Genomic DNA, 25769 nt, shown 5'->3' with positions numbered 1-25769 from the left:
TCCCTCGCGGCGGCGGGCGGGAATCGGTACGATTCTATCCAACACGATGACGCCCGACCCTCCCGAACCGCTCGACGACCTGCTAGCGAAGGCCAGCGGCGGCGACGCGGCCGCGCTGGAGCGGCTCGTCCGCCGGTACGAGCCGCGGTTGCGGCTGGCCGCCCGCGCGCTGCTCCGCCCGCACCTGCGGCACCGCCTCGACTCGATCGACCTGGTGCAGTCGGTCCACCGCGCGCTGCTGCCCGGCCTGCGGGGCGGGCGGTACACGTTCGACACCGAGGACCGGCTCATCGGCCTGGCCGTCACGGTACTGCGGCACAAGTTCCAGCGGGCGGCGAAGCCCAGGCCGGTGCCGCCCGAGCCGCCGCCCCCGGCGACGCCCGAACAGCACGCGGAAGCCGAAGACTTGTACCGCCGCATGTGGGCGACCCTCGACGGCACGGACCAGCGGCTGCTGGAATTGTGCCGCCGCGAGCTGACCGCGGCCGAGATGGCCCAGGAACTCGGCACGACGGCCGCGATCGTCCGCGCCCGCCTCAGCCGCCTGCGCCAGCGGCTGCGCGAGGCTGGCGTCCATCTGGATTGACCTGTCGGAACGTGACCCGACCGGCAAGCCGGCCGACTTGCCGATCGGGTTGCAGGCAAGGGCGGGACGGTGGAACTCACGTTCACCGACACCCTCGTCGCGTCGGGGCTGGCCGAATGAACGTGGAGCGTGGCGGAATTGCTGGAGCGGATCGGTGGGGGAGGGTAGAATCCGAGCCGCCCCGGCACGCCGGGGCGGTAAGAGGTAAGGAGGGAGAGGGATCAAAGTTAATTGCCGCACCTCTTGTGGACGCGAACCTCTTCCGGTACGGGACCAACCAAGGCAAATTCCCAGGCGTTATGGTGAGCGGGCGTGGGCTTTCCTCTGGACCGTCGAGATGGCGACCTTGACCGAGCGCCCCCAGCTTCTACTTCCACAGCCGGTACTCGCCCTCGCCCGCGTTCTGGACGTCTCGATCAGAGCACACACGCCGGGCTACCGCCAGTAACTCATCACTAAGGTACATAGGCGACCCGGAAGCCGATAGTCACACGGCTAAACCCGGGGGTTCATTACCCCGGTACCCGTGCCCACTGCCTGGAGACGTCGCGGCGCAGGGAGCGTAACGAGGGACCCTCGAAGCCGCCCGGGTTTCCGCCTGGTACAAAGTGGGGAAAGCATAAAGTCTCGTTCGGGCCGAGGTCGGTAAGCTGGGGTGAACCCGCCCGACGGGTGGCCCTGCCAGGTTGTGGAGTTGTCCATGCACACGCGACGCGAGTTCTTGACCCGCGCGGGTCAGATGTCGGCGGCGGCCGGGTTGTTGGGGTTTGCGAGGGAGTCAATCCAGCGGGCGTCGGCCATCGAGCCGGAACCGGGGAGCACCGTCCTCGATGCGGAACACGTCGTCATCTTGATGCAGGAGAACCGCTCCTTCGACCACACCTTCGGTGCCCTCCGGGGCGTCCGCGGCTACGACGACCCGCGGGCGATCACGTTGCCCGACGGCAACCCGGTCTGGGTCCAGGCCGACAATCAAGGCGACCACTACGCCCCGTTCCGCCTCGACATGAAGGGCACGAACGCGACCTGGACGGGGGCACTGCCGCACGGTTGGGCCGACCAGACCGACGCCCGCAATCAAGGCCGCTACGACCACTGGCTGCGCGTCAAACGATCCGGCCACAAGGACTACGCCGGGATGCCGTTGACGCTCGGGTACTACGACCGCCGGGACATTCCGTTCTACTACGCCCTGGCCGACGCCTTCACCGTGTGCGACCAGCACTTTTGTTCCTCGTTGACCGGCACGACGCCCAACCGCTGCTACTCGTGGACCGGCACGATCCGGGCGAGGCCGAGCGTGGACGCGATGGCCGTCGTTCGCAACGAGGACTGCGACCACGACCGCATGCAGAGCTGGCCGACGTTCCCCGAACGGCTCGAAGCCCTCGGCATTTCGTGGAAGGTTTATCAGAACGAGTTGTCGATCGACTCTGGGTTGAGCGGCGCGGAGGACGCCTGGCTGGCGAATTTCACCGACAACCCCCTCGAATTCTTCACGCAGTACAACGTCCGCCTGGCCGCCAACCACCGCGAGTACGTGGCGAAGCGGGTCCAGGAGATTCCGGGCGAGATCGACACACTCAAGGCGAAGAAGGCCGCCACCCCCGCTCAGGCGGCCGACATCGACAAGCAGATCGCCAAACTCGCAGCCGCCCTCAAGCGGTTCGAGGCCGAGCGAACCGAGTTCACGCAGGAGAAGTGGGACAAGCTCTCGCCCCGCGAGAAGGCCCTGCACGCCCGCGCCTTCGCCACCAACAGCGGCGACCCGGCGTACCGCCAACTCGCCGAGTTCACCTACCGTGACGGCGGCACGAATCGCACGGTTCGCGTGCCGAAGGGCGACGTCCTGTACCAATTCCGCAAGGACGCCAACGAGGGCAAGTTGCCGCGGGTCTCGTGGATCGTCGCCCCCCAGGAGTTCTCCGACCACCCGTCCTCGGCGTGGTACGGGGCGTGGTACGTGGCCGAGGTGATGAACGTCCTCACGCACAACCCGGACGTCTGGAAGAAGACGGTCTTCCTGCTGACGTACGACGAGAACGACGGCTACTTCGATCACGTGCCGCCGTTCGTCGCCCCGCACCCGCGCCGGCCGGAGGCGGGACGGGTGTCGAAGGGCATCGATACCAGCGTGGAGTACGTCGAACTGGAGCAGGACCGCAAACACCACCCGCGGGGCGCGGTCCGCGACGGCCCGATCGGGCTGGGCTATCGGGTGCCGCTGGTCATCGCGTCGCCGTGGAGCCGTGGCGGATGCGTCTGTTCCCAGGTGTTCGACCACACCTCCGTCCTCCAGTTCCTCGAAAAGTTCCTGTCGCACAAGTCGGGCAAGAAGGTCGAGGAGCCGAACATCAGCCGGTGGCGGCGGGCCGTGTGCGGCGACCTGATGGCATCGTTTCAAACCACCCCCCAGGACAAGGGTGGCGATCTCACCTTCCCGTCGCGCGACGCGGTGGTCGAGACGATCCACAAGGCCCGGTTCAAGCAGCCGCCGGCCGGCTTCCACAAGTTCACGGCCACCGAGATCGAGCAGGCTCGCCGCGACCCGCGCTCGTCGCCGCACTTGCCGCGGCAAGAGTCAGGGCGGCGGCGATCGGCCGCGCTTCCGTATCAGTTGGCCGTCGATGGCGGACTGAACGCAGAGCGAACGCACTTCGCCCTTCACTTCGCGGCCGGTAAGGACGCATTCGGTTCGCGCTCGGCCGGTTCGCCGTTCACGGTCTACGCATTTACGAAAGCGGGCGTGGCGGTGCGGAACTATGCCGTCGAGCCGGGCGAGCGAGTTGAAGATTCCTGGGCACTGTCCGACTTCTCGGACGGCTGCTATCACCTGCGGGTGTACGGGCCGAACGGGTTCTTCCGCAAGTTCCAGGGCGACAGCGACGACCCGTCGGTGGAGGTGGCGTTCGACTATGCGCGGGCGACTGCCGACGGCACGCCGACCGGCGGCCTCGTGCTGACGGCCACCAACCACGACGGCAAGCGTGACCTCACGGTCCGGGTCCACGACAATGCGTACAAGGCCGCCGACCAGTCGCTCGACGTTTCCGCCAACGGCCGCGTTACGCTGACCGTCGACACGAAGGCCAGCTTCGGCTGGTACGACCTCACGGTGAGTATCGCCGGCCACACGCACTTCGCGAAGTGCTACGCCGGCCGGGTCGAAACGGGACAGTGGGGCTACAGCGATCCTCAGATCGGCCGGGCGTCGGAGTAGGGACGCTTAAGGCGTGCTCGTGCCGCAACCGCTGGTAGTTTTGTTGGGACGTGTACCGCTGTTTGCGGGGGCCAGTCCGATCCGCGTCGAGGATCTGGTGGATGACCCGCAGGAACAAGCCGAGCGTCGATCGGCGGCGCGGACGCTTCACCCGAAACGGCGGCGGCTCGGTCTGCGGTAGATGACGACGAGTGAGTCCGTGCAACTCCAGACGGCCGAGGGGTTGCCGAAACCGAGACGATGCTACCCATTTTGCCCAGGGTTGGGAAGCCGGACTTCCCACGCGGCCTATCGACTTCGCCGAAGCCACGAATCCGAGCGACACTCTTTGCACCGGCGGCGAGCCTGTTCTAGCATTGGCCAAGGACAAGCGGAACTTTCGGCCGTCGGCCCATCGAACTTTAATCGAATTGGCCTGCCGGTTGCAAAGTTCCGGGCACCATCACAACTCACTCCCTCAAGGACGAGGCTCCCATGCTCGTACTCTCTCGTAAAGCCGGCGAATCGATCATCATCGACGGCAACATCCGCGTCACCGTGTCCCTGATCCAGGGCGACCGCGTGAAGATCGGCATTGAAGCCCCGAAGCACATCAAGGTGAACCGCGAGGAAGTCGCCGCCCGCATCGAGGCGGAGTCCGACACCCAGCTCGAATTCGCTTGCCGTTGACACGGCCAAACTCTCTGGCTATACCCCGCTCACTCGGATGCTGGCCAGGGTCGGCCGACAAGCACACGCAGACAGGATGTCTGCTTCTTGAGTGATTCCCCGCCGGTCGTCCTTCACGGGTCGACCGGCGGGGTTGTTCGTCATTTCGTCACCGGCTTCAGTTACCCGCCGGCTCATGGACGACGAGGTCCGGGCTCTCGGTTAAGTGCACGTCGTGGAACCGCTCGCCGACGGAGTTGTAGAAGAGAATCTTGTCATCCTTCGCACTCCACACGGCCGACGTGCGGAGCATCCGCGGCCCCTCGACGTGGAATGCGTACCCCCAGAGTTCGTCACGGCGTTTGAGCGGCGTCCTCACGAACGGCGTCAGATCGTAGTCCAGGTTATCCCGCTGGCACAGGGTCGCCCTCACGTAATGGACCAAATCGTCGAAGGTCGCAAGTGCGGTCGTCGTCTTGGTGTGCATGGCGGAAGAGATCGGCACCCACCGCGGACAACTGCGGCGGGAAATGAGCCCCGGCAAGTTGGGAAGGGCCGGTGCTGGGCGCTGGGAACGATTGTGCGTATTCGACAGACGCCGGATCCGAACGTACACGGTTTCTTGTGTTTTTTACTTGAGTCGATCACCCTCTTGCGTTCTCAATCTCGTTCCGATAATCTGCTGCTACGGCCAATTCCGGCCGTTCCAGTATTCCGGCACCGCGTCAGCCGTTAAGACGCACCCATCGTGTCCTTGAGAATCGTGGTCCACTAGGGCAAGCCCCTCAAAGAAGCCCTTCGGTGGCTTAAGAATCGAATCAGCCGAGAGTCGCCCGTCGAACGCATCCGCCGTCGCCAGTGGGGTGCCCCGACTTACGAAAAGCCATGCGATCGGCGTCGCCGGCAAGCATATTTCGCGAGGCGGGCGAAGAGTCGCGGCCAGCTTTACCAAGCTGTTTTCGGATGGCCCTTTCGCGAGAATCCACCCACTGACATCACCGTGACCCCGCCGTTGTGCCTCGGGCGCACGATGGGGCCGCTCTGGCCGAGCGACATCTCCCACCTCGTCCGGGACCTCCTCATGGCGGCGGATGACGGAACAGAATACGTCTCGGCGGTCCAGATCCTTGAGCGGTTACCGCCCGCCGTTCGGGAGCGGTTGATCGCCGAGAGCAAGGCGTTCGGCGTCGTGACGGACGCGGCACACCGGGTCGACGGCGTCGAGATCGAGTACTTCGACCGCGAAGGGAGGTCGGTGTCCGCGGTCCTCAACAGCGGCGGGATTCCGGACTTCTCGGCGACTGCCCGGTACCGGTTTCGGCCGGTCGAATAGGACGAGAAGTCGGCACGCTGATCCCCACCTCGGGAATCAACGATGTCCTGCGCGGTCGCCCGGACGGCGAACCGAGTGTGGCACCGGACCGGGGCGACACGTAGGCTATCCCAGGCCCGTCGCCACCCGCGCCCTCCAGCGGGTGAGCGGGTCGGACGGCGGCCGAGAACGCGTGCACTCGGGAGCCTTTATGTCAGATCTGCCGACGCCGAACCGGGACCTGCTCCGTGCGGCCTACGCCGCCTTCAACGCTCGAAACATCGACGCGGCCCTCGCCACCATGGCCCCGGACGTGGCGTGGCCGAAGGCGTTCAAGGGCGGCGCCGCCCGCGGGCACGACGAGGTCCGCGCCTACTGGACGGAGCAGTGGTCCGAGATCGACCCGCACGTCGAGCCGACCGCTTTTGATCCGGAGGCCGGCGACCAAGTCCTGGTCCACGTGCACCAAGTCGTGCGGGACTTGACCGGGGCCGTCATCGCCGACGGGTACGTCGGCCACCGCTTCACGATCGAGGCCGGGTGGATCCGGGCCATGGAGGTATGCCCACTCCCGCCGCCCGATTCCGGTGCCTAACCGATCGTGATTCTGCGCCCCGTGCCGGATCAACTCCGTGGGCGGGTGGCCGCGTACGATCTCGGACCGTGCGGACTGGGGCAATCGCCGACCGATCGAATCCCCATACCGGCCGACCCGCGGCGTCCCGGCCGGGGGGAACGATTCTTTCTGCGGGCGAGCGGGGTGAGATGATGAACACCGACGCCGTCTTTTACCGGGCGATCGAGTTGCTAAAGCGCGGCGACCTCGCCAGAATCAAGACGCTGTTCGCGTCCAGCGACGCAGCCGTGAAGGCGGCCGTCCTGAACGGCCTCTGGGGCGAACCCGGGGGGAAGCCGGAGGTGGGGCCGGGCGTCGTCGCCCTGGCCGTCGAAGGGGCCGCCCATCCCTCCCCCGAGGTTCGCCGAATGGCCTGCTCGGTGTTCCAGAACCAGGACGCCTGGGGCGTGGACGTGTCGCCGGCCATCGGGCCGCTGTTGGCCCTGCTCGGCGACGCCGACGCCGAGGTCCGGCGGACGGCCGCGTACGCCACCGGGAACGTGTGCCGGCGGCGGTTCGACTGGTCGCCGCACTTCGCGGCCCTGCGCCGCCTCCTGAGCGACCCGTACCTGTACCTCCCGGAAGCGGCGGCGTGGGCGTTGGCCAAGATGTCGCGGGCGGGGCACGACATCGGGCCGGCGATAGGGCCGCTGGTCCGGGTGCTGTCACGCCGCCGGGAGTACGGAGAGCCGCGGAAGCAGGCGGCCAAGGCCCTTCTGCACTACGCCCGCAAGTCGGCCGCCGGCCGCGATCGAGTGCGGCGGGCCGTTGACGCGGCGACGTTGGACGGCCGGCGGAAAGAGGTCACGCGGTTCCTGGAGCAACTAGGCGCGTTGTAGTCGGCCCGACGGAGCGTTCATTCCTCAGAGGGGTCGGGATGGCACTGCGGAAATGCGGTAAGCACCGCTACGGCGACGGCCCAGCGACACCGGCGACTGCCTCGTTGAAACGTGGTCAACGGCCGGCGCGAACAAGAAATGGGAACTGCGGTGCGCGGCGTCGCGCAGGTTGCAGACCTGCAACTGTCGAGAGAAAGCGTGTTGCCCAGAAAAGAACAAAACCGCGAGGGCTACTCGCGGCTTGTTAAGAACTCAATGATGTGGGGTTACTTGCCTGGACCCTGCCGACCACGCTTGCCACACCTTAACCGCGTGAGGGTCGGGGATTGAGGCATTGGCGGCGACTTGTTGTGCGTCATGACCGCTTCGGCCCTAGTCGGAGCGTTTCGCTCGCGATCCTCGTCCCGGCCGCGTTGTGTTCGATCCGCCATGATTCGCCTCCTTGGTCCGAGGAAATCACTCTGGACGCGAACGAGCGTCCACGCCTTATCGGCGTCCGCTTTCAATCCGCGAAGCGGGTACTGCTGTTGTGCTCGTCGGCTTCACTCGGATGCCCGTGCCCTTGCCTGGGTTCTTGTTCCGAGCCGCCGACCGCACTCTGCTCTCCGGCAGTCTTTCCCGACTCATCTTGATCCGGCTCCTCGAATAACACGTCATCGTCGATTGGATTGACAGAAGGAGCCTTTGCCGGAGGTGTTTTCGTGGTGCTCATCGCTTTCCCCCACACTCGGTGTTTGACGTAGGGAAATGCCGCAATGGTGGTGCCGTTCCCGCCAGCAATTCACAAATCGGCGACCATGACTCCGTTTAGTGAGTAAACAGGCTGTGCGATCAGCTCACGAGAAAAACGGAGGCCGAAGAATTCTGTTCATACCCAGAGGATCGCTGGTTGACGAAAAAGTGCGGCCTCAACAAAACGACTACTGCCCAATTCTAAATATTTTTAGCGAATTCCTTTTTCGGTGGGATTGCGCGGACCCACCCCACAATCACGGGAGGCCGTCATGAACTGGCTCCGGACTTTACTCGCGGTGTTCGCGACGGCGTCGCTCGCACCGGCGGCGGACTGGACGCAGTGGCTCGGGCCGAAGCGGGACGGCAGTTCCACTGAGGCCGTCGAGCCGTGGAAGGACGCGCCGAAGGAAGTCTGGCGGAAGGACGTCGGCGTCGGGTTCAGTTCCCCGGTCGTGGCCGCCGGCCGGGTCTTCGTTCATGCCCGAGTGGCGAACAAGGAGCAAGAAGAAGTCATCACCTTCGACGCCAAGACGGGCACCGAACTCTGGCGAAAAGTCTACGACCGAGCGAAGTACTCCAGCGTGCTGAACACCGGCCCGCAGGCCACGCCGACCGTGGTCGGCAAGCGGCTCTACACGTTCGGCATCACCGGCGTGCTGAGTTGCTTCAACGCCGAGACCGGCGACCGCCACTGGCAGGTCGACGCCTTCAAAGCGTTGAAGGCGAACCTGCCCCGGTTCGGCGTCTGTTGTTCGCCGCTGGTCGTCGGCAACCGCGTAATCGTGTCCGTCGGCGGGAAGGGCAGTTCGGTCGTGGCGTTCGACACCGAGTCCGGCGAGGTCGCCTGGCAAGCCCTCGACGAGCCGGCGAGCACGTCGTCGCCGGTGCTGTACGCGGCCGCCGGGAAGGCCGGGAAGGTGCCCGGCGTGGTGTTCATGACCACGCTCCGGGTGATCGGCCTGAACCCGCTCGACGGGACCGTGGCGTGGGAGTACCCGTTGCCGTTCCAGCCGTCGGGCACCTCGCCGACGCCGATCGTGGCCGGCGACCGCATCGTGACCAGCACCATGAGCAACGGCTCGACGGCGATCCAGTTCGCCAGCGGCGAAACCGTCACGGCCGACAAGGCGTGGCAGGCGAAAAGCCTGAGCGGCTACTTCTCGTCCGGCGTGGCGGCCAAGGACCGCGTGTTCCTCGTCACCAACACCCTCAAGCCGATCCCGCGGGCCGACCTGGTGTGCGTGAACCTGAGTACCGGCGACGTGCTGTGGAAGAAGGACGCCCAGGGGTACTTCCACTTCGGCCTGATCCGCACCGCGAACGGGAAGCTCTTACTCCTCGACGACACCGGCACCCTGAAACTGCTCGACGCCACCGCGACGGAGTTCCGCGCGCTCTGCTCCGCGAAGGTCTGCGGCGGCAACCTCGTCACCCCCGCCCTCTCCGACGGCCGGCTGTTCGTCCGCGACGACGCCGGCCTCGCGTGCCTGGCGCTCGTGCCGTAAATACGCCCATGACCGACCGCCGCCCCTTTTACTACGGCTGGGTGAACGTCATTGCCGCCGCCGCGGCAATGACGGCCACGCTCCCCGGCCGGACCTACGGCCTGGGCCTCATCAAGGAGCCGTTGCGGGCCGACCTGCGCCTCGACGACCTCCGGTTCAGCGTCATCAACGCCCTCGCCATCGTCCTCGGGGCGGCCGTGGTGCTACCGGTCGGCCGGCTGATCGACCGCCTCGGCACGCGAATCATGGTGACGGCGGTATCCCTCATTCTCGGCAGCAGCGTCCTCGCCATGAGCCGGGCGACGGACGAAACCTCGCTGGCGATCACCCTCACGCTGGTCCGCGGCTTCGGGCAGGGGGCGCTGTCGGTGGTGGCCATCGCGCTGGTCGGCAAGTGGTTCCGCCAGCGGATCGGCCAGGCGATGGGCGTGTTCACCGTGCTGCTCGGCGTCGGCTTCGTCTTCCCGCCGTTCATCCTGAAGCCGATCATCGAGGCCGACGGCTGGCGGGTCGCGTGGGCCGGCGTGGGGTACGCCCTGTTCGCGTTCGCCCTCCTCGGCTGGCTGATCGCCCGGAGTACGCCGGAAGCGGTCGGCGTGCCGCCCGACGCGCCGGTGGAGGAAGCGGCGGTCCCGGCGGGCGGAATGACGTTACTCGAAGCCCTGCGGACGCCGGCGTTCTGGGTGTACACGGCCGCCGGCACGCTCTTGAACCTCGTCTTCTCGGCCGTGACGCTGGACAACGAACAACTCTTGAACGAACGCGGCCTGACCGGCGGCCAGGTCGATCAGACGATCCTCGCGGCCCTGTTCGTCAGCGGCCTGCCCGCGAACCTCGTCGCCGGCTGGCTCGGCCGGCGGGTCGCGCTGAAGAAACTGCTCGCGGTGGGCTCAGTCTGCCTGGCCGCGTCGCTCGTGGCGTTCCCGTTCGTCCGCAGCCTGCCGACGGCCGCAGCGTACGCCTCGCTCCTCGGCGTGAGCGGCGGCGTCATCACCGTCGTCTACTTCGCCATCTACGGCCACACCTACGGCCGCACGCACTTGGGGGCGATCCAGGCGGCGGTGCAGGTGTATTCGGTGCTCGCCTCGGCCGTCGGCCCGGTGGTGCTGTCGTACTGCCGCGAGTACACTGGCGGTACCGACCCGTACTTCTTCGGGTTCGCCGCCGTCGCAGTCGTACTGGCCGTCCTCTGCTGGGTCGTGCCGCCGTCAACTCGGCCCATTGCGTCAGGAGTGATCTGAGTATGCCCTCACTCGACGTGATCGAACTGCCGGTGAAGTTCCACCTGTCGCTGAACGTGCCGGACCTGAACCGAGCCATCGACTTCTACCGCGTCCTCTTCGGCCGGCCGCCAGCGAAGCGGCACGACGACTACGCGAAGTTCGAACTCGACGACCCGCCGGTGGTATTTTCGCTCGTGCCGCACCCGCCGGGACCGGGGGCGTCGCTCAGCCACCTCGGGTTCCGCGTTGGCACCGCCGCCGCGATTCAGGAGTACCGCGACCGCCTGGAAGCCGCCGGCATCTGCACCCAGGCCCAGGACGGCACCGTCTGCGGCTACGCGAAGCAGAACAAGCTGTGGGTGAAAGACCCGTTCGGCAACTTCTGGGACATCTACCACATCGAAGGCGACATCCCGCCGGAATCGGTCCGCACGAGCGTCGAGGGCACGGCGGCGCGGGTGGACGCGGAGCCGACGGCCGAGAGCGTGGCGTGGGAGCACTTCGTCGCAAACCCGCTGCCGGACCGCATTCCGCACGCCGACGCGACCGTGGACGAGGTACGGCTGGTCGGCTCCTTCAACGCCGACCTGTCCGAAGATCAACGGGCTTTCCTGGTGGGCGAAGCCGCCCGCGTGCTGAAGCCCGGCGGCAAGGTGTTGACCCACGGCCTGATGGCCGACAAGCCGTTCCCGCGGTCGCAGCCGAAGCTGTCCGGCCTGGCCGCGATGGTCTCGCGGGTGCCGGTGCAGGGCGAGCCGATCGACGCCTTCCGCCAGGCCGGGTTCGTCGGTGTGCAGTTGGTGAAGTTCGACAAGCCGTGGTTCACCCACGACGGCGTCGAATTGCGCGAGGTGAAAATGATCGCCTGGAAGCCGGCCGCGACGCCGACCGCCGAAACGCGGCAGGTACTGTACAAGGGACCGTTCGCGACGGCGACCGCCGACGGCGGGCACGCTTTCCACCGCGGCCAACGAACGACCGTGCCTCTGGCCGTGTGGCAGCAGTTGCGGCACGGGCCGAGCGCGGAGCAGTTTCTGTTCTTCGAGCCGGGCCAACCGTCGGCGTGTTCGACGAGCTGAGAGGAACCACCCCATGACCACACGCGAAGCCCCGCCCGTCGCGACGCGGTTCCACGTCGGGCTGCACAGCAGCGACCTCGCCCGGTCGGTGCGGTTCTACCGCGCGTTGCTCGGCGTCGAACCGGCGAAACACCTGCCCGACGTGGCGAAGTTCGAGTGCGACCACCCGCCGCTCGTCGTCGGCCTGTACCCCAGCCCGCAGCCGGCCGGCGGCGCGTTGAACCACGTCGGCCTGCGGTTCCCCGACTCGGCCGCCCTCGTCGAAGTACAACGCCGCCTGGAGGAAGCCGGCATCGCCACGCAACGGCAGGAAGGCGTCGAGTGCTGCTACGCCCGGCAGACAAAGTTCTGGGTGACGGACCCCGACCGCGTGCTATGGGAGATCTACACGCTGCACGATGACATCGACCACTCCGGCTTCGACGACCCGCCGCTGCTGGGAGCCGCACCTGCCGAGGCCGTCTGGCAGCACCGGCTGACCGACCCGCTGCCGGCGAGCATCCCGCACAGCGACGGCACGCTGGATGAAGTGCTGCTCGAAGGCACTTTCAACGCCGCCCTCCCGGCCGACCGCGTGGCCGCACTGGTCGCCGAGGCTTATCGAGCTTTAAAGCCGGGCGGCAAGCTATCGGTCCACGGCCTCGTCGGGGACCAACCGTTCCCGGGTCCGCCGAAACTGCCCGGCATGGCCTCGCTGGTCCAGTACGTGCCGGTGGAAACCGAACCGCTCGCCGCGTTGCACCACGCCGGCTTCGGCGGCCTGTTCTACGAGAAGCTCGGCGACATCCACTGCTTCCGCGTCAACGGCGTCGAACTCCGCGAACTCCGGCTGCACGGCTGGAAGCCCGGCCCAGCGACCGACGCCGTGACCGTGGTTTACAAGGGTCCGTTCGAGCACGTGGCCGACGAATCGGGTAAACTCTACCGACGCGGCGAGAAGCAAACCGTCCCCGCCGGCACGGCCGCCCTACTGAGGGCCGGTCCAGCCGTCGACCAGTTCGCGTTCCTCTCGAAGTGAAGGGCCGGTCATGAGACGCCTGTTCGCGACAGTGTCAACCCTCCTTGCGACGGCGCTGGTCGGCTCGGCCGCACCGCCGGATCCACAGGCGTTGGCCGACCGCATCGACGCGCGACTCGACGCCCGCCTGGCGGCGGAAAAGGCGAAGGCCGCACCGCCGGCCGACGACGCCGAGTTCCTCCGGCGGGCGTACCTCGACGTCACCGGCCGCATCCCGTCGCCGCACGACGTGTACGATTTCCTCGCGGACAAAGACGCGAACAAGCGGGCGAAGCTAATCGACGCTTTGCTCGAAACACCGCGACACGCGGGCCACTTCGCGGCCATCTGGCGGGCGACGCTCGTGCCGGAAGTCGCGGCCGTCCCGGAAGCCCGCGTCTTCCGCAGCGGCTTCGAGGCGTGGCTGCGGCAGAAGTTCCGGGCCAACACGCGGTACGACGTGCTCGTGCGGGAACTGCTCACGGCCGACATCAGCCCCGACGCCGACGCGCCGACGCCGGCACTGCGGCGGCCGGACGATCCGAACCCGCTTGCCTTCTACGCCGTGAAGGAGGCGAAGGCCGAGAACCTGGCCGCGACGACGAGCCGCGTGTTCCTCGGCGTGCAGATCGAGTGTGCCCAGTGCCACGACCACCCGTTCGCGAAGTGGACCCGCGACCAGTTCTGGAACACGGCCGCCTTCTTCGCCGGCGTCGAACGGCACGGCGACACCTTGTTCGGCCAACTGTCCGAGACGATCGCCCGCCGCGAGATCGTCCCGGTGGTCGGCAAGCAGGCGGTGGCCGCCCTCTTCCTCGACGACAAGGTGCCGGCGTGGGGAAAGGCGGTCAGCCCGCGGGTGCCGCTGGCCGCGTGGGTGACGGCGAAGGACAACCCGTTCTTCGCGAAGGCGGCCGTGAATCGCGTGTGGGGCCAGTTCTTCGGCCGCGGGCTGGTCGACCCGGTGGACGACTTCCGCGACGACAACCCGCCGAGCCATCCGGAACTGCTCGACGACCTGGCGAAGGCGTTCGCCGACTCCGGGTTCGACCTGCAATTCCTGATGAAGGCGATCGGCCGCACGAAGGCGTACCACCGCACCAGCGCCCGCACCGACGCGACGCAGGACGACCCGCGGCTGTACGCCCGCATGGCCGTGAAGGGGCTAACCGGCGAGCAACTGTTCGACAGCTTTGTGCGGGCGACCGGCTTCCGCGAGGGGGTCGGCCGGAACTCACCGCGGGACCAGTTCCTGACGCGGTTCGCCCCGACCGGCAAGGAGCCGGAGACGTCGATCCCGCAAGCCCTGACGCTGATGAACGGCAAGTTCATCGCCGACGCGACGACGCTGGACAGTAGCCCGACGCTGACGGCCGCGTGCGAGACGCCGGGGTTGGAGATGGCCGAGCGCGTGGAGGTGCTGTACGCCGCGGCCCTGAGCCGATTGCCAACGGAGAAGGAACGCGAGCGGATGCTGAAGTACGTCAGCGACGGCGGCACCGGCAAGATGGCCGAGCGCCTCGGCGACGTGTTCTGGGTGCTGCTGAACTCGGCGGAGTTTCGGTTGAACCATTAACGAGGGGAATTCGTGCGAACTCAACTGACTCGCCGCCACGCGATCCAACTCGGCACGGCCGGCTGGCTCTCGTCGCTCGCCGCGACTGCCGCCGACCACCCGGAGCGAAAGCGGGCGTGCATCGTCCTCTGGATGAGCGGCGGGCCGACGCAGACCGACACGTTCGACCCGAAGCCCGGCCACGCGAACGGCGGGCCGTTCAAGGCCATCGACACCGCCGCCGCGGGGGTGCGGATCGCCGAGCACCTGCCGCAGGTGGCGACGCAGATGAAGCACCTCGCGGTCCTCCGGTCGATGGCCACGAAGGAGGGCGATCACGGCCGGGCCACCCTGCACCTGCGCACGGGCAATCTGCCGCAGGGGGCGATCGACTTCCCGGTGTTCGGCTCGCTCGTAGCGAAGGAGAAGACGCCAGCCGGGAGCGACCTCCCCGGCTTCGTCAGCGTCGCACCCCGCGGCCTCGGCACGGCCGCCCTGTCGGCCGGCTTCCTCGGACCGCAGCACGCGCCGCTGGTTGTCGGCACCGCCGGCGACACCTACGGCGACGACTCGACCGGCGGCCTGCAAGTCGAGAACCTCGGCCTGCCGTCGCGGGTGAGCCGACACCGCATGGACGAACGACTGACATTGTTGAGCGAATCCGAGGCGGACTTCCTCACTGCCCGACCGGGCACCGCGACCGCGAGCCACAAGACGGCCTACGAACGGGCCGTGCGGCTGATGAAGCCGGCGGCGGCGAAAGCGTTCGACCTGTCCGACGAGGACGACAAGCTCCGCGACCGCTACGGCCGCAACCGCTTCGGCCAGGGGTGCCTGCTCGCGCGGCGGCTGGTCGCGCGGGGGGTGCCGTTCGTCGAGGTCGGCCTCGGCGGGTGGGACACGCACGATAACAACTTCAAACAAGTGCAAGGCCTCTGTCAGACGCTCGACCCGGCTTGGGCGACGCTGATAGCCGACCTCAAGGATCACGGGTTACTCGACACGACGACGGTGGTGTGGATGGGCGAGTTCGGCCGCACGCCAGGGATCAACCCCCGCCAAGGCCGCGACCACTACCCGAACGCCTGGAGCGTCGTCCTCGGCGGCGGTGGCATCCGGGGCGGTCAGGCGGTCGGCAAGACGGGTGCGAGCGGGATGGAGGTCGAGGACCGCCCGGTCGCCGTGCCGGACTTGCTCGCGACGGTCTGCCACGCCATCGGCATCGACCCCACGAAGCAGAACCTGTCGAACGTCAACCGGCCGATCCGCATCGTCGATCAAGCGGCGAAGCCGATCCGCGAGGTGCTTTCATGAGGGCCGTGGTCGCGAGCCTGCTCGCCCTGGCCGTACCGGTGGGGGCGTGTGCGGCCGACCCGATCTTGTGCTTCCCGAAGACCGCCCGCCCGGCCCGACTCGAACTCCGGGTGACGGTCGACGGGAAGGCCCCCGACGCCGCCTGGGTCAAGTTCCTGGATTCCTTGTTCGACCACTTCGACCGCGACGGCAACGGTTCGCTCTCCCCGGCCGAGGCGGCCCGCGTCTTCCCCCTGCCACTGCCGAAGGGACAGGAAGCGAAGATGGACTTCGCGAAGCTCGACGCGAACCACGACGGCAAGGGCAGCCGGGCCGAGTTCCAGGCGTTCTACCGCGCCGCCGGTTTCACGCCTGTCGTCGTGCTCATACAGCCCGCCCCGGCGGAAGAGGTCGCGCTCGGCGAGGCCGTGTTCAGCCATCTCGACCGCGACCACGACGGCGTGCTGACGGCTGCCGAACTGAAGAACGCACCCGCCCTGATGAGCCGATTCGACGAGAACGAAGACGAAGTCCTGACGGCCGCGGAGTTGCTCGCCGGGTTCCCGCTCGACACGAAGCCGGCCGCCGCGGTCACACAGGCCGGGCCGGCCGAAAAAGCACCGCCCGACGCGCGGCTCAGCCTCTCGGTCGGCGGCCGACCGGCGCTGTCCGCCTCGCCGCTTTTTTCTCTCTCGGAGGACGCCAAGTTACTTTCCGTCCCCAACGGGCGGTGCGTTCTCTCACCGGTGCCGGCCGACGGTTCGGCCGGCGTTCGTGCGGCGACGGGGTTCTACCTCGCTCAGTTTAACGACGCCGGCGACCCGCGGCCCGCGAAGTCCGTCTTCGAATCCGACCCGGCGACGCAGGTGTTGGCTGGGCTGTTCGACGCCGCTGACCGGGACGGCGACGGGAAACTGACGCGGGCCGAGTTGGACGGCCTCTTCACCGTCGTCGAGGCCGGTGTCAGTTGCCGGGTCGTGATCACACTCGTCGACCGCGGGCGGAACCTCTTCGACGCCCTCGACGCCAACGGCGACGGCCGCCTCGATGCGGCCGAACTCCGCCGCGCCGCGGATCGGTTGCCGGCAGAGAGACCCGTCGGCCGGTCGTCGGTTCCCGCGTCGTACCGCCTGACCGTTGCCCGCGGGTCTGTTGGGAAGGCGTTCGGTCCGCTGCCTCTGGGTTCGCCCGCACCCCCCAAGGGGGCCGCCAAGGCGACCGCAGTGGGACCGCGGTGGTTCCTGGCGATGGATCGCAACACCGACGGCTACGTCTCGGCCGCCGAATTCCTCGGTCCACCCAGCCGGTTTCAGGCCTTGGATGCCGACGGCGACGGCCGTATTTCCGTGACCGAAGCCGCCGGTCGACAAGGCGTTGGGCGATAGTGGAAAAACGCTACCGTGGCACTATGGTGCCGCGGGACGAGCACCCCAGGTCCGTCCGGTGTCATACGGAGCAACTCGGGGCAGGAAGTTGTGGTTGTGAACGCCGGGAGGCAGAAGGCGGTCCGTTCGCCAGTTGACAGTGGATTACTGATTCGAGTGCCCGGAATCATTGGAAAGTGGTGTACCTGGGTGGCGGTTTGATTCCTCAGTTCCGTCCTTGCCTTCCTGAGCCTTTTTCTCGACGACGGGTTCCTCGCCGGCCGTCCATTTTTCGATTGTGTGGTAGAACACCGGCGTTAACAAGATGCCAAACAGCGTCACCCCGATCATCCCGGCGAACACGGCCACGCCGAGGGTGAACCGCATCTCGGCCCCGGCCCCGGACGCCAGGACGAGCGGCACCACGCCGAGGATGAACGCCAGACTTGTCATGATGATCGGCCGTAAGCGGGTCTTGGCCGCGTCGAGGGTGGCTTCGGTGGCCGTCGCCCCTTCCATCCGCCGTTCGCGGGCGAACTCGACGATCAGAATGGCGTTCTTCGCCGCCAACCCGATCAACACCAGGAATCCGACCTGCGTGAAGATGTTGATGTCCTGGTGGGCCAGCCGCACGCCAACCACGCTCGACAGGATGCACAACGGCACCACGAGCAGCACCGCCAACGGCAGCGTCCAGCTCTCGTACTGGGCGGCCAGGATGAAGAACACCAACAGCACGCCGCCGATGAAGGCGTAGATGGCCGAGTTCCCTTCGCGGATCTGAAGGTACGTCAGTTCGGTCCACTCGATCTGCGTCTGCCCCGATAGCGTTTCGGCCGCGGTTCGCTCGACCAGTTTGATGCCGTCGCCGGTACTCATCCCCGGCGGCAGGGCACCGTTGACCGCCGCCGACGAGTAGAGGTTGTACCGCTGAACCGTGATCGGCCCGAACGAGTCGCGGATATCGGCCACCGCGCCGAGGGGGACCATCTCCCCCTTGTCATTCCGGACGCGCAGATTGCGGACCGACTCCGGCGAGATTCGGAACGCGGCGTCGGCCTGGAGGTTCACCTGCCACGTCCGGCCGAACTGGTTGAAGTCGTTCGTGTACAGGCCGCCGAGGTAGACCTGGAGCGTTTGAAACACGTCGGCCAGCGCGACGCCGAGTTGCTTACACTTCACCCGGTCCACGTCGGCGTACAGTTGCGGCACGTTGGCCTTGTACTGCGTGAACGCTTGCCCGCCGCCGGCCTCGGTGATCTTCTTGGTCAGGGCGTAGGTCGCCGCCTGGAGTTCGTCGGGGCCGAGGTCGCCGCGGTCTTGCACGACGAACTTGTACCCGCCGGCCGACCCGAGGCCGTTGACGGCGGGGGCCGGCAGGGCGAGAACCTGGGCGTCCATCACCTCTTGGCGGGCCGCCTGGTTGAACTGACCAAGGATCGACAGGACGTACTGTTTGTGGTCGTCCTTTCGCTTCTCAAAGTCGTCGAACGTGATGAACATGGTGCCGAAGTTCGGGGCGTTCGCCCCGAGGAGGACCGACTGCCCGCTGTAGGCCACGCTGCCGGCCACGCCGGGAATCTTCTCGGCGATGTCCTGCACCTGCCGCATCACCTCGCTGGTCCGCTGCACCGAGGCCGCGTCCGGGAGTTGGACGTTGACGAGGATGTATCCCTTGTCCTGACTCGGGATGAACCCGACCGGCGTGTGGGTGACGCCGAGGTAGGTCAGCGCGATCAGCCCGGCGTACACGGCAAGCACGAACAGGGCCGCCCGCATCAGCAGGGCCACCGCCTTGCCGTAGACGTTCGTGGCCCACTCGAAGCCCTTGTTGAACTTGCCGAAGAACCACGCGAGACCGCGGTTGACGGGCTTGATGAGGAACCAGCCGGCGGCCAATCCCGGCACCCCGGAGGCCAACACGACGAGCGCCTTCTGCCACCAGGGGCGGGCATCGAACGCAATTTGCTCGCCGAAGAATTGACTCACGACGGAGTAGATGCCGAACCCGATCAGTGCCCCCAGGCCCCACCACGGCAGGGCCTCGGCCGGTTGATGGTCCTTCTCGCCGTCCTTCTTCTCCTCCCGACCGGGGGCGTGTTCGCGGCCCTTGAAGATCGCCACCGCACGGGCCGGGGCGAGGGTGAGGGCGTTGACGGCCGAGATGAACATGGCCGTGGCGATCGTGAGCGCGAACTGGCGGTAGAACTGACCGGTGATGCCGCCAATGAACGCGGCCGGCACGAACACCGCGGCCAGCACCAACGTGATCGCGATGATCGGGCCGGTGATTTCGCCCATCGCCTTGATCGTCGCCGACCGCGCGTCCAGCCCCTTGGCCACCCACCGCTCGATGTTTTCCAGCACGACGATGGCGTCGTCCACCACGATACCGATGGCCAGCACGAGGCCGAACAGCGTGAGGTTGTTCAGCGAGAAGCCGGCGAGGTACATGACCATGAACGTGCCGGTCAGAGACACGGGCACGTCGATCATCGGCAAGATCATCGCCCGCCAGTCTTGCAGGAACAGCAGGACGACGAGGGCCACGAGCAAGACGGCGTCGCGGAGAGTGTGGAACACCTCGGCCACCGACTGCCGCACGAACGGCGTGGTGTCGTACCGGGTGACGTAGTCCACGCCGGTCGGGAACTTCCTCTTCAACTCCTCCATCTTGGCCCGGATGGCGTCGGCCGTGTCGAGGGCGTTGCTGCCGGGCAACTGGAACACGGCCAACCCCGCGGACGGCTTGGTCTTCCCCTGGTTCAAGGTGCCGCGGATGTCCTGCGTCTTGGCCGTTAGCTCGATGCCGCGGTACATCTTGCTGGCCGGCTTGCCGTCGTCATCGACGACTTCCATCGGCCGGTCTTCCCGCACGACATCTTTCAGGCGCACGACCGGGCGGGCGCGAACGGTCGCCGTCGGCCCGACGGCCCGCGCGCCGGCCGCGGCCGTGCCGCCGCTGGTTTGCGAGAGCGTGGCCGATGAATTCGCGCTCGGCCCCGCGGCACCCGCGGCGGCGTCGCCCGCCGGGTCGGTCGGGCTGCCGGTTTTGACGATGATGTTGGCGAACTGGTCCGGCTCGACCAACCGGCCGAGGGTGGTGAGGGTGTACTGGTACGCCTGGCCAGCCGGGGCGGGTTCCTGGCCGATCTGCCCGGCCGCAACCTGCACGTTTTGCTCCTGCACCGCCTTCACCACGTCGCCGGCCGAGAGGCCGTTGGCTTGCAACTTGTCCGGGTCCAGCCACGCCCGCATGGAATAGTCTTGCTGACCGATGATCGTTACGTCGCCGACGCCGGGGAGCCGGCTCAGTTCGTCCCGAACCTGAATGGTGGCGTAATTGGAGAGGTAAAGTTGGTCCCGCTTCGATTCCGGCGGCGTGTCGTCCGGGCTGAACAGGCTCACCACGAGGAGGATGTCCGGCGACCGCTTCTTGACCGTGACGCCCTGTCGCTGGACTTCCTGCGGGAGTTGCGGGTTGGCCAGGGCGACGCGGTTCTGCACCAACACCTGGGCGATGTTGCTATCGGTGCCGATCTCGAACGTGACCGTCAGCGTGTACGTGCCGTCGTTACCGCTCTGGCTCGACATGTACAGCATCTTCTCGACGCCGTTCACCTGTTGTTCGATCGGGGCGGCGACGGAGTCGGCCACGACCTTCGCGCTCGCCCCGGGGTAGGCGCACGTCACCACGACCGACGGCGGGGTGATTTCCGGGTACTGCGCGACGGGCAGAGTGAACCCGGCGGCGACACCGCCCATCACGATGACGATGGAAATCACCCAGGCGAAAATCGGACGATCGACGAAGAATCGGGCCAGCATCAGGCCACCTCAGGAGCGGGACGGGGTCGAGAGGACAGGCCGTTACTTATTGTTGCCAGCGGGCGGTGGGGCTTGGCCGGCGGTCTGCGTACCGCTCGGCGGAGCAGGCTTCTGGCCGCCCGGCGATTCCTTCGGCTTGGGAATGGCTTCTTCCTTCGGGTCCACCGGTACCCCCGGCTGAACGCGGGCCATGCCGCGAATGACGACCCGGTCGTCGGCCGTCAGCCCTTTCTCGATGATCTGAAGCCCGCGGAACAGTGGCCCGGGTTCGACCGGCTTGGCCACCACCCGGTTGTCCGCCCCGACCGCGTAAACCACCTTCCGCCCCTGATCGCTGGTGACGGCCGACGGCGGGACGAGTAGGGCTTCCCGCGGTTGGCCCAACGGGATGCGGCCGCGGCAGTAAAAGCCGGCGGACAGCGGGCGGCTCTCGGTGCCGGGAATCTTCGGGTTCTGGAACACGCCGCGGATGGTGAGCGATCCGGTGGACGGGTTCAGGCGGTTATCGACGAACTCGAGGTAGCCCTGGTGGGGGTAGCCGTCCTCACCCTTGAGTTGAATCTCGACTGGAACCTTCGCCCCCGTCTGCACCGACTCGGTCTTCTTTTCGGCGATGAGCTTCTGATAAATGCGAACCGTCGCCTCGTCCACGTCGAAGTAGGCGTACATCGGCTCGACGCTCACCACGGTCGTGAGGACCGATTGGTCCGCCACGGCCAAATTCCCAGGGGTCAGGTACGCCCGCCCGGCCCGGCCGGCGAGCGGCGACCGCACCTTCGTCCATTCGAGGTTCCGCTTAGCTTGGTCGATGTTCCCCCGAGCGCCGAGTAGTTGGGCCGACGCTTGATCCCGGGCCGCGATGAACGAGTCGAACTCGGCCTTAGAGATGGCCTTCTCCTTGGCCAGCGGTTCATTGCGAGCCAGGTCGGCCTCGGCCTTCCTCAATTGTGCCTCGTAAACTTTGGCCTGCCCCTCGGCCTGTTGGAGTTGGGCCTGATAGATGACCGGGTCGATGACAAAGAGAATTTGGTCTTTTTCGACCTCCTTACCCTCATCGAACTTCACTTCCTGAACGTACCCGCTGACCCGCGGCCGCACGTCAACGATGTCCTTCTGATCGACCGTTCCGGTGAGGTCGGTGTAAACCGTCACTCGGTCCGTCAACGGGTGCGCCACAATAACCGTGAGGGCTGGCGGTTCCGGCGGCGGCCCGCTCTTTTGTGAGCAACCGGCCGCCACAAGAATGCCGCAAGACCGGGCAACCCACTTCCACATGCGAGATCCCTCCGACTGCGGCATCTGTTAGCAATTTCCGCGCCCAGACCATCCGCGCCTCGACATCATCCCCCGAATGACGCGCGACACCGTGCGGGGTGACGGTGTCGCGAGTTTGGCTCAATCGGCCGAGTTCCCGCTCGGCGACGGGCCAGTCGGCCGACGACCGGGCGCGAAGTGCGTCACCGACCGGAGCGGGCGGCTTCCGACCATTCCGGGCACGGGCGCGGGTCGAAGGCCGTCACCGCGAACGATTCGCGGACCACCCGCCGCAGGTCCGCCAAGCTCGACAGGTCTCCGGCCACACGGGCCTGAACCAGCACGTTCCCGAGGGCCGTCGCCTCGACCGGACCGGCCAGCACCGGCCGCCCTGTCGCGTCCGCGGTGAGTTGATTCAACAGCCGGTTTCGCGAACCGCCGCCGACGATGTGGATTACCTCGATCGGCTCGCCCGTCACGTCCTCCAGTACCCCCACAACGCGGCGGTACTGGAGCGCGAGGCTGTCCAGGCAACAGCGCACGAGCCGGCCGGCCGTGTCGGGCACGGGCTGACCGGTGTCGCGGCAGTACGCGGCGATCTCCGCGGGCATGTCCGGCGGATTCAGGAAGCGCGGGTCGTCGGGGTCGATCCGCGACCGGAGCGGCTCGGCCGCCTCGGCCGCGAGCATCAGCCCGTCGTAATCGCAGTCGAAGCCGCGGCGGCGGAACGCCTCGCGACACCGCTGAACCAGCCACAAGCCCATCACGTTCTTCAGCAGCCGGTACGTGCCGTCGACGCCGCCCTCGTTCGTGAGGTTCCCGGCGAACGCGAGGGGCGACAGGTTGGCGGCGGGGAGTTCGACCCCGACCAGCGACCACGTGCCCGACGAGATGTACGCCCAGTTCGCCTTCCCGGTGTGGGCCGTGGGGACGGCCGCGACGGCGGCGGCGGTGTCGTGGGTCGCCGGCGCGACGACCGGGATCGTCCCCAACCCGGTTTCCCGCCGCACGTCTTCGCGAAGCGTGCCGAGGATCGTTCCCGGTTGCACCACATCGCCGAGCATGTGCGTGGGCAGGGCGAAGCGTTGGAGCAACTCCGTCGCCCACGTCCGCGTGGTCGGGCCGAAGAACTGCGTGGTGGTCGCGTTGGTGAACTCGACGGCGGTGGAACCGCATAACCTCTGGTGAAAGTAATCTGGCATCAGCAGGAGCCGGTCCGCCTCGGCGAGTCGCTCCCGCGACGCGAGCAGTTGGTAGAGCGTGTTGAAGGGGAGGAACTGCACGCCCGTGGCCGCGAAGATGTCGGCGCGGGGGACCGCTCGCGTCGCGCGGTCCATCACCCCGTCGGTGCGGCGGTCGCGGTAGTGGAACGGCGGCTCGACGGGTTCGCCGGACTTCGACAGGAGGACGTAATCGACGCCCCAGGTGTCCACGCCGACCGAGGCGACCGCCGCGCCGAACCGTGCGGCCGCCGCCGACAGCCCGCGGCCGATCTCGGACCACAAGCGGTCCACGTCCCACCGCCACGACCCCGCGATTTCCAGAGGGCCGTTGGGGAATCGGTGCAGTTCCTCCAGCGCCACCCGCCGGCCGTCGAACACGCCCGCCACGACGCGGCCGGATTCGGCCCCGAGATCGACCGCGAGATGCACGCGCCCCGACATGTGTCACTCCATCGCCACGGGGGCTTCAGGCCGGGGACGATCGTCAAAAGTCGAACTGGTCGATGTTCTCTTTGGTGAACGCGAACGGCTGGCCGAGCAGGACGTTCCCCTTGTCGATCACCTTACGGCCGAGCCGGCCGGCGGTCACCTCGCTCGCGGTCGGCTTCAACTTCCCGTCGGCCACCTGCTTCGCGGCGTGGATGGTGAGGTAGCCCAGGTCCATCGTGTTCCACAAAATCACGGTGTCCGTGACGCCCGCGTGGACGAACGGCTTGTTCTCGTTGGGCAGCCCCAGCCCGATCACCTTCACGTCGCCGCGGCCGAGTTGCTTCACCGCCTCGGCCGCGCCCGGCACGGCCGGCGAACAGACGGCCATCACCAGCTTCACGTTCGGGTGCGCCGCGAGCACCGCCTTCGTCTCGTCCAGCGCCTTCTTCTGCTGGTCGTCGCACGGCCGCGTCACCACCAGCTTGATGTCCGGGTACTTCTCCGCGAGCCGCGCCTCGATGTGCTTGCGCCACTCGTTCAGGTTGGACGCGGTCAGCGACCCGGTGATGATGGCGAACTCGCCCTTCCCGCCCATGACGCGGGCCGCGGTATCCATCAGGCCGTGGCCGATCCCTTCGGGCGTGGCCTGGTTCACGAACAAGTCGCGGGCATCTGGTTCGGCGTCCGCGTCCCACGTGAGCACCTTGATGCCCTTCGCTCGGGCCTTACGCAGCACCGGCGACAGGCCCTCGCGATTCTCGACGGCCACGCAGATCACGTCCACGCCGCGGGTCATCCACCCCTCGACGATCCGGTTCTGCCCGGCCGGGTCGGTGCCGTCGGGGCCGTCCCACAGGAGTTCGACGCCCAGTTCGGCCGCCGCCTCGTCGGCCCCGCGGCGGCACGCGAGGAAGTACGGGTTCCCCTTGCTCTTGGGAAGCATCGCGATCGTGACCGGCTTCGGTGCCGGCGGCCGCAGCGACGACATCAAGTACCAGTTGCTCGCCGCGACGATCCCCGCGGCGGCCAGGATGGCGACGCAGAGCACCGCGAGTTGCGAATTCTTCATCTCGAATTCCCCTTCCGTCTGGTGTGAGAGGGTCGGCGCGGCCGCGCGCGACCGCAGCCGGTCGATAGTGATCGTGACGAGCAGCAGGACGCCGGTCAACACGCCGGCCAGTTCGCGGGGCAGGTCCGCGAGCAGCAGGCCGTTGTCCAGGACCGCGATGACGAGCAGCCCCAGCACCGTGCCGGCGATGCCGCCCCGCCCGCCGAAGATCGACGTGCCGCCGAGCACGACGGCGGTGATCGCGGCCAGTTCGTAGCCGGTGCCGGCGTCCGCCTTCGCCTGCCCCAGGTGCGCGACGTAGACCACGCCGGCGACGGACGCGGCCAACCCCGAAAGCAAATAGAGCACGAACACCCGGCGCTCGACCGGGATGCCCGCGTGGCGGGCACCTTCCGGCGAGAACCCGATGGCGAACACCGCGCGGCCGTAGATCGTGCGGTGTAGGAACAGCCAGTACCCGGCCGCGACCGCGACGAAAATCGGCAACTGCACGGGGACGCCGGCGAAGTACCCCTGCCCGACGGCGAGGAAGCCGGCGGGGAACCCGGTGTAAGTTTCCGTGCCGCCGGTGAACCCCTTCGCCAGCCCGCGGAAGAGCGACAGCGAGCCGAGCGTGACGATCAGCGGCGGGAGTCGGAGTCGCGCGACGAACAGCCCGTTCAGCGTGCCGCCGAGTGCGCCGACGCCGACCGCGAGCACCGCGGCGACCCCGACCGGCAAGCCCTGATTGCGCCACAGCCACCCGAACGCCACCGCCGAGAGGCCGAGGAGCGCGCCGACCGACAGGTCGATTCCACCGCCGACGATGACCGGCGTGAGCGCGACCGCGAGCAGCCCGATTTCGACGCTCAGCCGCGAGACTTCGGCCGCGTTGCCGAGCGTGAGGAAGTTCCGCGAGATCAGGCCGAACACCGCGACCTCCGCGAGCAGCACGAGGAGCAGAACGCCCGGCTGCGAGGTGCGAACGCCCGCGGTGTTCGGAGGTGTCGCCATG

The 25769-nt window shown here is 67.5% G+C and carries 19 protein-coding genes; 13 read left to right on the top strand and 6 right to left on the bottom strand.

Annotated elements, in window-relative coordinates:
- Window positions 1–46 precede the first annotated feature (46 nt).
- The 3 genes from PX52LOC_RS09385 (at window position 47) to csrA (ending at window position 4475) form a co-directional block, all read left to right on the top strand.
- Window positions 47–586: an RNA polymerase sigma factor gene (locus PX52LOC_RS09385; RefSeq protein WP_149109852.1), complete on the top strand. Its 540-nt coding sequence runs from the start codon at window positions 47–49 to the stop codon at window positions 584–586.
- Window positions 587–1286: 700 nt separating this feature from the next.
- Window positions 1287–3806: a phosphocholine-specific phospholipase C gene (locus PX52LOC_RS09380; RefSeq protein WP_149109851.1), complete on the top strand. Its 2520-nt coding sequence runs from the start codon at window positions 1287–1289 to the stop codon at window positions 3804–3806.
- Between the two features lie 474 nt (window positions 3807–4280).
- Window positions 4281–4475 (top strand): carbon storage regulator CsrA, encoded by a 195-nt coding sequence (gene csrA / locus PX52LOC_RS09375; RefSeq protein ID WP_149109850.1) that lies wholly within the window; start codon window positions 4281–4283, stop codon window positions 4473–4475.
- Between the two features lie 157 nt (window positions 4476–4632).
- Here csrA and PX52LOC_RS09370 read toward each other — a convergent pair whose 3' ends face one another.
- Window positions 4633–4941: a hypothetical protein gene (locus PX52LOC_RS09370; protein WP_149109849.1), complete on the bottom strand. Its 309-nt coding sequence runs from the start codon at window positions 4939–4941 to the stop codon at window positions 4633–4635.
- Window positions 4942–5454: 513 nt separating this feature from the next.
- On the opposite strand from PX52LOC_RS09370, the gene PX52LOC_RS09365 reads away from it, so the two are divergent.
- The 3 genes from PX52LOC_RS09365 to PX52LOC_RS09355 all read left to right on the top strand — a co-directional run bounded on the left by PX52LOC_RS09365 (window position 5455) and on the right by PX52LOC_RS09355 (window position 7221).
- Window positions 5455–5787: a hypothetical protein gene (locus tag PX52LOC_RS09365; protein ID WP_149109848.1), complete on the top strand. Its 333-nt coding sequence runs from the start codon at window positions 5455–5457 to the stop codon at window positions 5785–5787.
- Window positions 5788–5977: 190 nt separating this feature from the next.
- Window positions 5978–6361 (top strand): nuclear transport factor 2 family protein, encoded by a 384-nt coding sequence (locus PX52LOC_RS09360; RefSeq protein ID WP_149109847.1) that lies wholly within the window; start codon window positions 5978–5980, stop codon window positions 6359–6361.
- A 170-nt stretch (window positions 6362–6531) separates the two neighbouring features.
- Window positions 6532–7221, top strand: coding sequence for a HEAT repeat domain-containing protein (locus tag PX52LOC_RS09355; RefSeq protein ID WP_168218887.1), 690 nt, complete (start codon window positions 6532–6534; stop codon window positions 7219–7221).
- Window positions 7222–7723: 502 nt separating this feature from the next.
- Here the strand turns inward: PX52LOC_RS09355 and PX52LOC_RS09350 are convergent.
- Window positions 7724–7933 carry a hypothetical protein gene (locus PX52LOC_RS09350; protein WP_149109845.1) on the bottom strand — a complete coding sequence of 70 codons (210 nt, stop codon included), beginning with the start codon at window positions 7931–7933 and terminating at the stop codon, window positions 7724–7726.
- Between the two features lie 292 nt (window positions 7934–8225).
- Between PX52LOC_RS09350 and PX52LOC_RS09345 the strand changes: the two genes are divergently transcribed.
- From PX52LOC_RS09345 to PX52LOC_RS09315, 7 genes are read left to right on the top strand one after another with little or no spacing between them, the layout of a single operon-like run.
- Entirely contained in the window at window positions 8226–9461 is a 1236-nt protein-coding gene (locus tag PX52LOC_RS09345; protein WP_149109844.1) for a PQQ-binding-like beta-propeller repeat protein, read from the top strand.
- Window positions 9462–9469: 8 nt separating this feature from the next.
- Window positions 9470–10702, top strand: a complete 1233-nt coding sequence (locus PX52LOC_RS09340; protein WP_149109843.1) for an MFS transporter — start codon at window positions 9470–9472, stop codon at window positions 10700–10702.
- Between the two features lie 2 nt (window positions 10703–10704).
- Window positions 10705–11763 (top strand): ArsI/CadI family heavy metal resistance metalloenzyme, encoded by a 1059-nt coding sequence (locus PX52LOC_RS09335; RefSeq protein ID WP_149109842.1) that lies wholly within the window; start codon window positions 10705–10707, stop codon window positions 11761–11763.
- Window positions 11764–11776: 13 nt separating this feature from the next.
- Window positions 11777–12781, top strand: coding sequence for an ArsI/CadI family heavy metal resistance metalloenzyme (locus PX52LOC_RS09330; RefSeq protein ID WP_149109841.1), 1005 nt, complete (start codon window positions 11777–11779; stop codon window positions 12779–12781).
- 10 nt (window positions 12782–12791) lie between these two features.
- Window positions 12792–14336: a DUF1553 domain-containing protein gene (locus PX52LOC_RS09325; RefSeq protein ID WP_149109840.1), complete on the top strand. Its 1545-nt coding sequence runs from the start codon at window positions 12792–12794 to the stop codon at window positions 14334–14336.
- A gap of 12 nt (window positions 14337–14348) precedes the next feature.
- Window positions 14349–15629, top strand: coding sequence for a DUF1501 domain-containing protein (locus PX52LOC_RS09320; protein WP_149109839.1), 1281 nt, complete (start codon window positions 14349–14351; stop codon window positions 15627–15629).
- The gene (locus tag PX52LOC_RS09315) at window positions 15626–16993 is read left to right on the top strand and encodes an EF-hand domain-containing protein (protein ID WP_149109838.1); all 1368 of its coding nucleotides are present in this window, start codon (window positions 15626–15628) and stop codon (window positions 16991–16993) included. The genes PX52LOC_RS09320 and PX52LOC_RS09315 overlap by 4 nt, the downstream gene beginning before the upstream one ends.
- Before the next feature lie 144 nt (window positions 16994–17137).
- On the opposite strand, the gene PX52LOC_RS09310 is transcribed toward PX52LOC_RS09315, so the two are convergent.
- The 4 genes from PX52LOC_RS09310 to PX52LOC_RS09295 form a co-directional block, all read right to left on the bottom strand.
- A complete protein-coding gene (locus PX52LOC_RS09310) occupies window positions 17138–20800 on the bottom strand; it encodes an efflux RND transporter permease subunit (protein WP_149109837.1) in 3663 nt (1220 codons plus the stop codon).
- A gap of 42 nt (window positions 20801–20842) precedes the next feature.
- On the bottom strand, window positions 20843–22075 hold the full coding sequence (locus tag PX52LOC_RS09305; RefSeq protein ID WP_168218886.1) for an efflux RND transporter periplasmic adaptor subunit: 1233 nt from the start codon (window positions 22073–22075) through the stop codon (window positions 20843–20845).
- Between the two features lie 182 nt (window positions 22076–22257).
- A complete protein-coding gene (locus tag PX52LOC_RS09300; protein ID WP_149109835.1) occupies window positions 22258–23718 on the bottom strand; it encodes a rhamnulokinase in 1461 nt (486 codons plus the stop codon).
- 43 nt (window positions 23719–23761) lie between these two features.
- Window positions 23762–25768 carry a substrate-binding domain-containing protein gene (locus tag PX52LOC_RS09295; RefSeq protein ID WP_149109834.1) on the bottom strand — a complete coding sequence of 669 codons (2007 nt, stop codon included), beginning with the start codon at window positions 25766–25768 and terminating at the stop codon, window positions 23762–23764.
- Between the last annotated feature and the right edge of the window lies 1 nt (window position 25769).

Origin of the sequence: Limnoglobus roseus, from assembly GCF_008254045.1 — a bacterium.
In the GTDB taxonomy this organism is placed as follows: Bacteria; Planctomycetota; Planctomycetia; order Gemmatales; family Gemmataceae; genus Limnoglobus; species Limnoglobus roseus.
This window is presented reverse-complemented; position numbering and strand designations above follow the sequence as displayed.

Bases quoted from the DNA above. Each gene is read 5' to 3' on its own strand.
- PX52LOC_RS09305 (WP_168218886.1), bottom strand. From the start codon at position 22,075: ATGTGGAAGTGGGTTGCCCGGTCTTGCGGCATTCTTGTGGCGGCCGGT.
- PX52LOC_RS09335 (WP_149109842.1), top strand. From the start codon at position 10,705: ATGCCCTCACTCGACGTGATCGAACTGCCGGTGAAGTTCCACCTGTCG.
- PX52LOC_RS09350 (WP_149109845.1), bottom strand. From the start codon at position 7,933: ATGAGCACCACGAAAACACCTCCGGCAAAGGCTCCTTCTGTCAATCCA.
- PX52LOC_RS09330 (WP_149109841.1), top strand. From the start codon at position 11,777: ATGACCACACGCGAAGCCCCGCCCGTCGCGACGCGGTTCCACGTCGGG.
- PX52LOC_RS09345 (WP_149109844.1), top strand. From the start codon at position 8,226: ATGAACTGGCTCCGGACTTTACTCGCGGTGTTCGCGACGGCGTCGCTC.
- PX52LOC_RS09360 (WP_149109847.1), top strand. From the start codon at position 5,978: ATGTCAGATCTGCCGACGCCGAACCGGGACCTGCTCCGTGCGGCCTAC.
- PX52LOC_RS09385 (WP_149109852.1), top strand. From the start codon at position 47: ATGACGCCCGACCCTCCCGAACCGCTCGACGACCTGCTAGCGAAGGCC.
- PX52LOC_RS09300 (WP_149109835.1), bottom strand. From the start codon at position 23,718: ATGTCGGGGCGCGTGCATCTCGCGGTCGATCTCGGGGCCGAATCCGGC.
- PX52LOC_RS09295 (WP_149109834.1), bottom strand. From the start codon at position 25,768: ATGGCGACACCTCCGAACACCGCGGGCGTTCGCACCTCGCAGCCGGGC.
- PX52LOC_RS09355 (WP_168218887.1), top strand. From the start codon at position 6,532: ATGATGAACACCGACGCCGTCTTTTACCGGGCGATCGAGTTGCTAAAG.
- PX52LOC_RS09340 (WP_149109843.1), top strand. From the start codon at position 9,470: ATGACCGACCGCCGCCCCTTTTACTACGGCTGGGTGAACGTCATTGCC.
- PX52LOC_RS09315 (WP_149109838.1), top strand. From the start codon at position 15,626: ATGAGGGCCGTGGTCGCGAGCCTGCTCGCCCTGGCCGTACCGGTGGGG.
- csrA (WP_149109850.1), top strand. From the start codon at position 4,281: ATGCTCGTACTCTCTCGTAAAGCCGGCGAATCGATCATCATCGACGGC.
- PX52LOC_RS09380 (WP_149109851.1), top strand. From the start codon at position 1,287: ATGCACACGCGACGCGAGTTCTTGACCCGCGCGGGTCAGATGTCGGCG.
- PX52LOC_RS09325 (WP_149109840.1), top strand. From the start codon at position 12,792: ATGAGACGCCTGTTCGCGACAGTGTCAACCCTCCTTGCGACGGCGCTG.
- PX52LOC_RS09310 (WP_149109837.1), bottom strand. From the start codon at position 20,800: ATGCTGGCCCGATTCTTCGTCGATCGTCCGATTTTCGCCTGGGTGATT.
- PX52LOC_RS09370 (WP_149109849.1), bottom strand. From the start codon at position 4,941: ATGCACACCAAGACGACGACCGCACTTGCGACCTTCGACGATTTGGTC.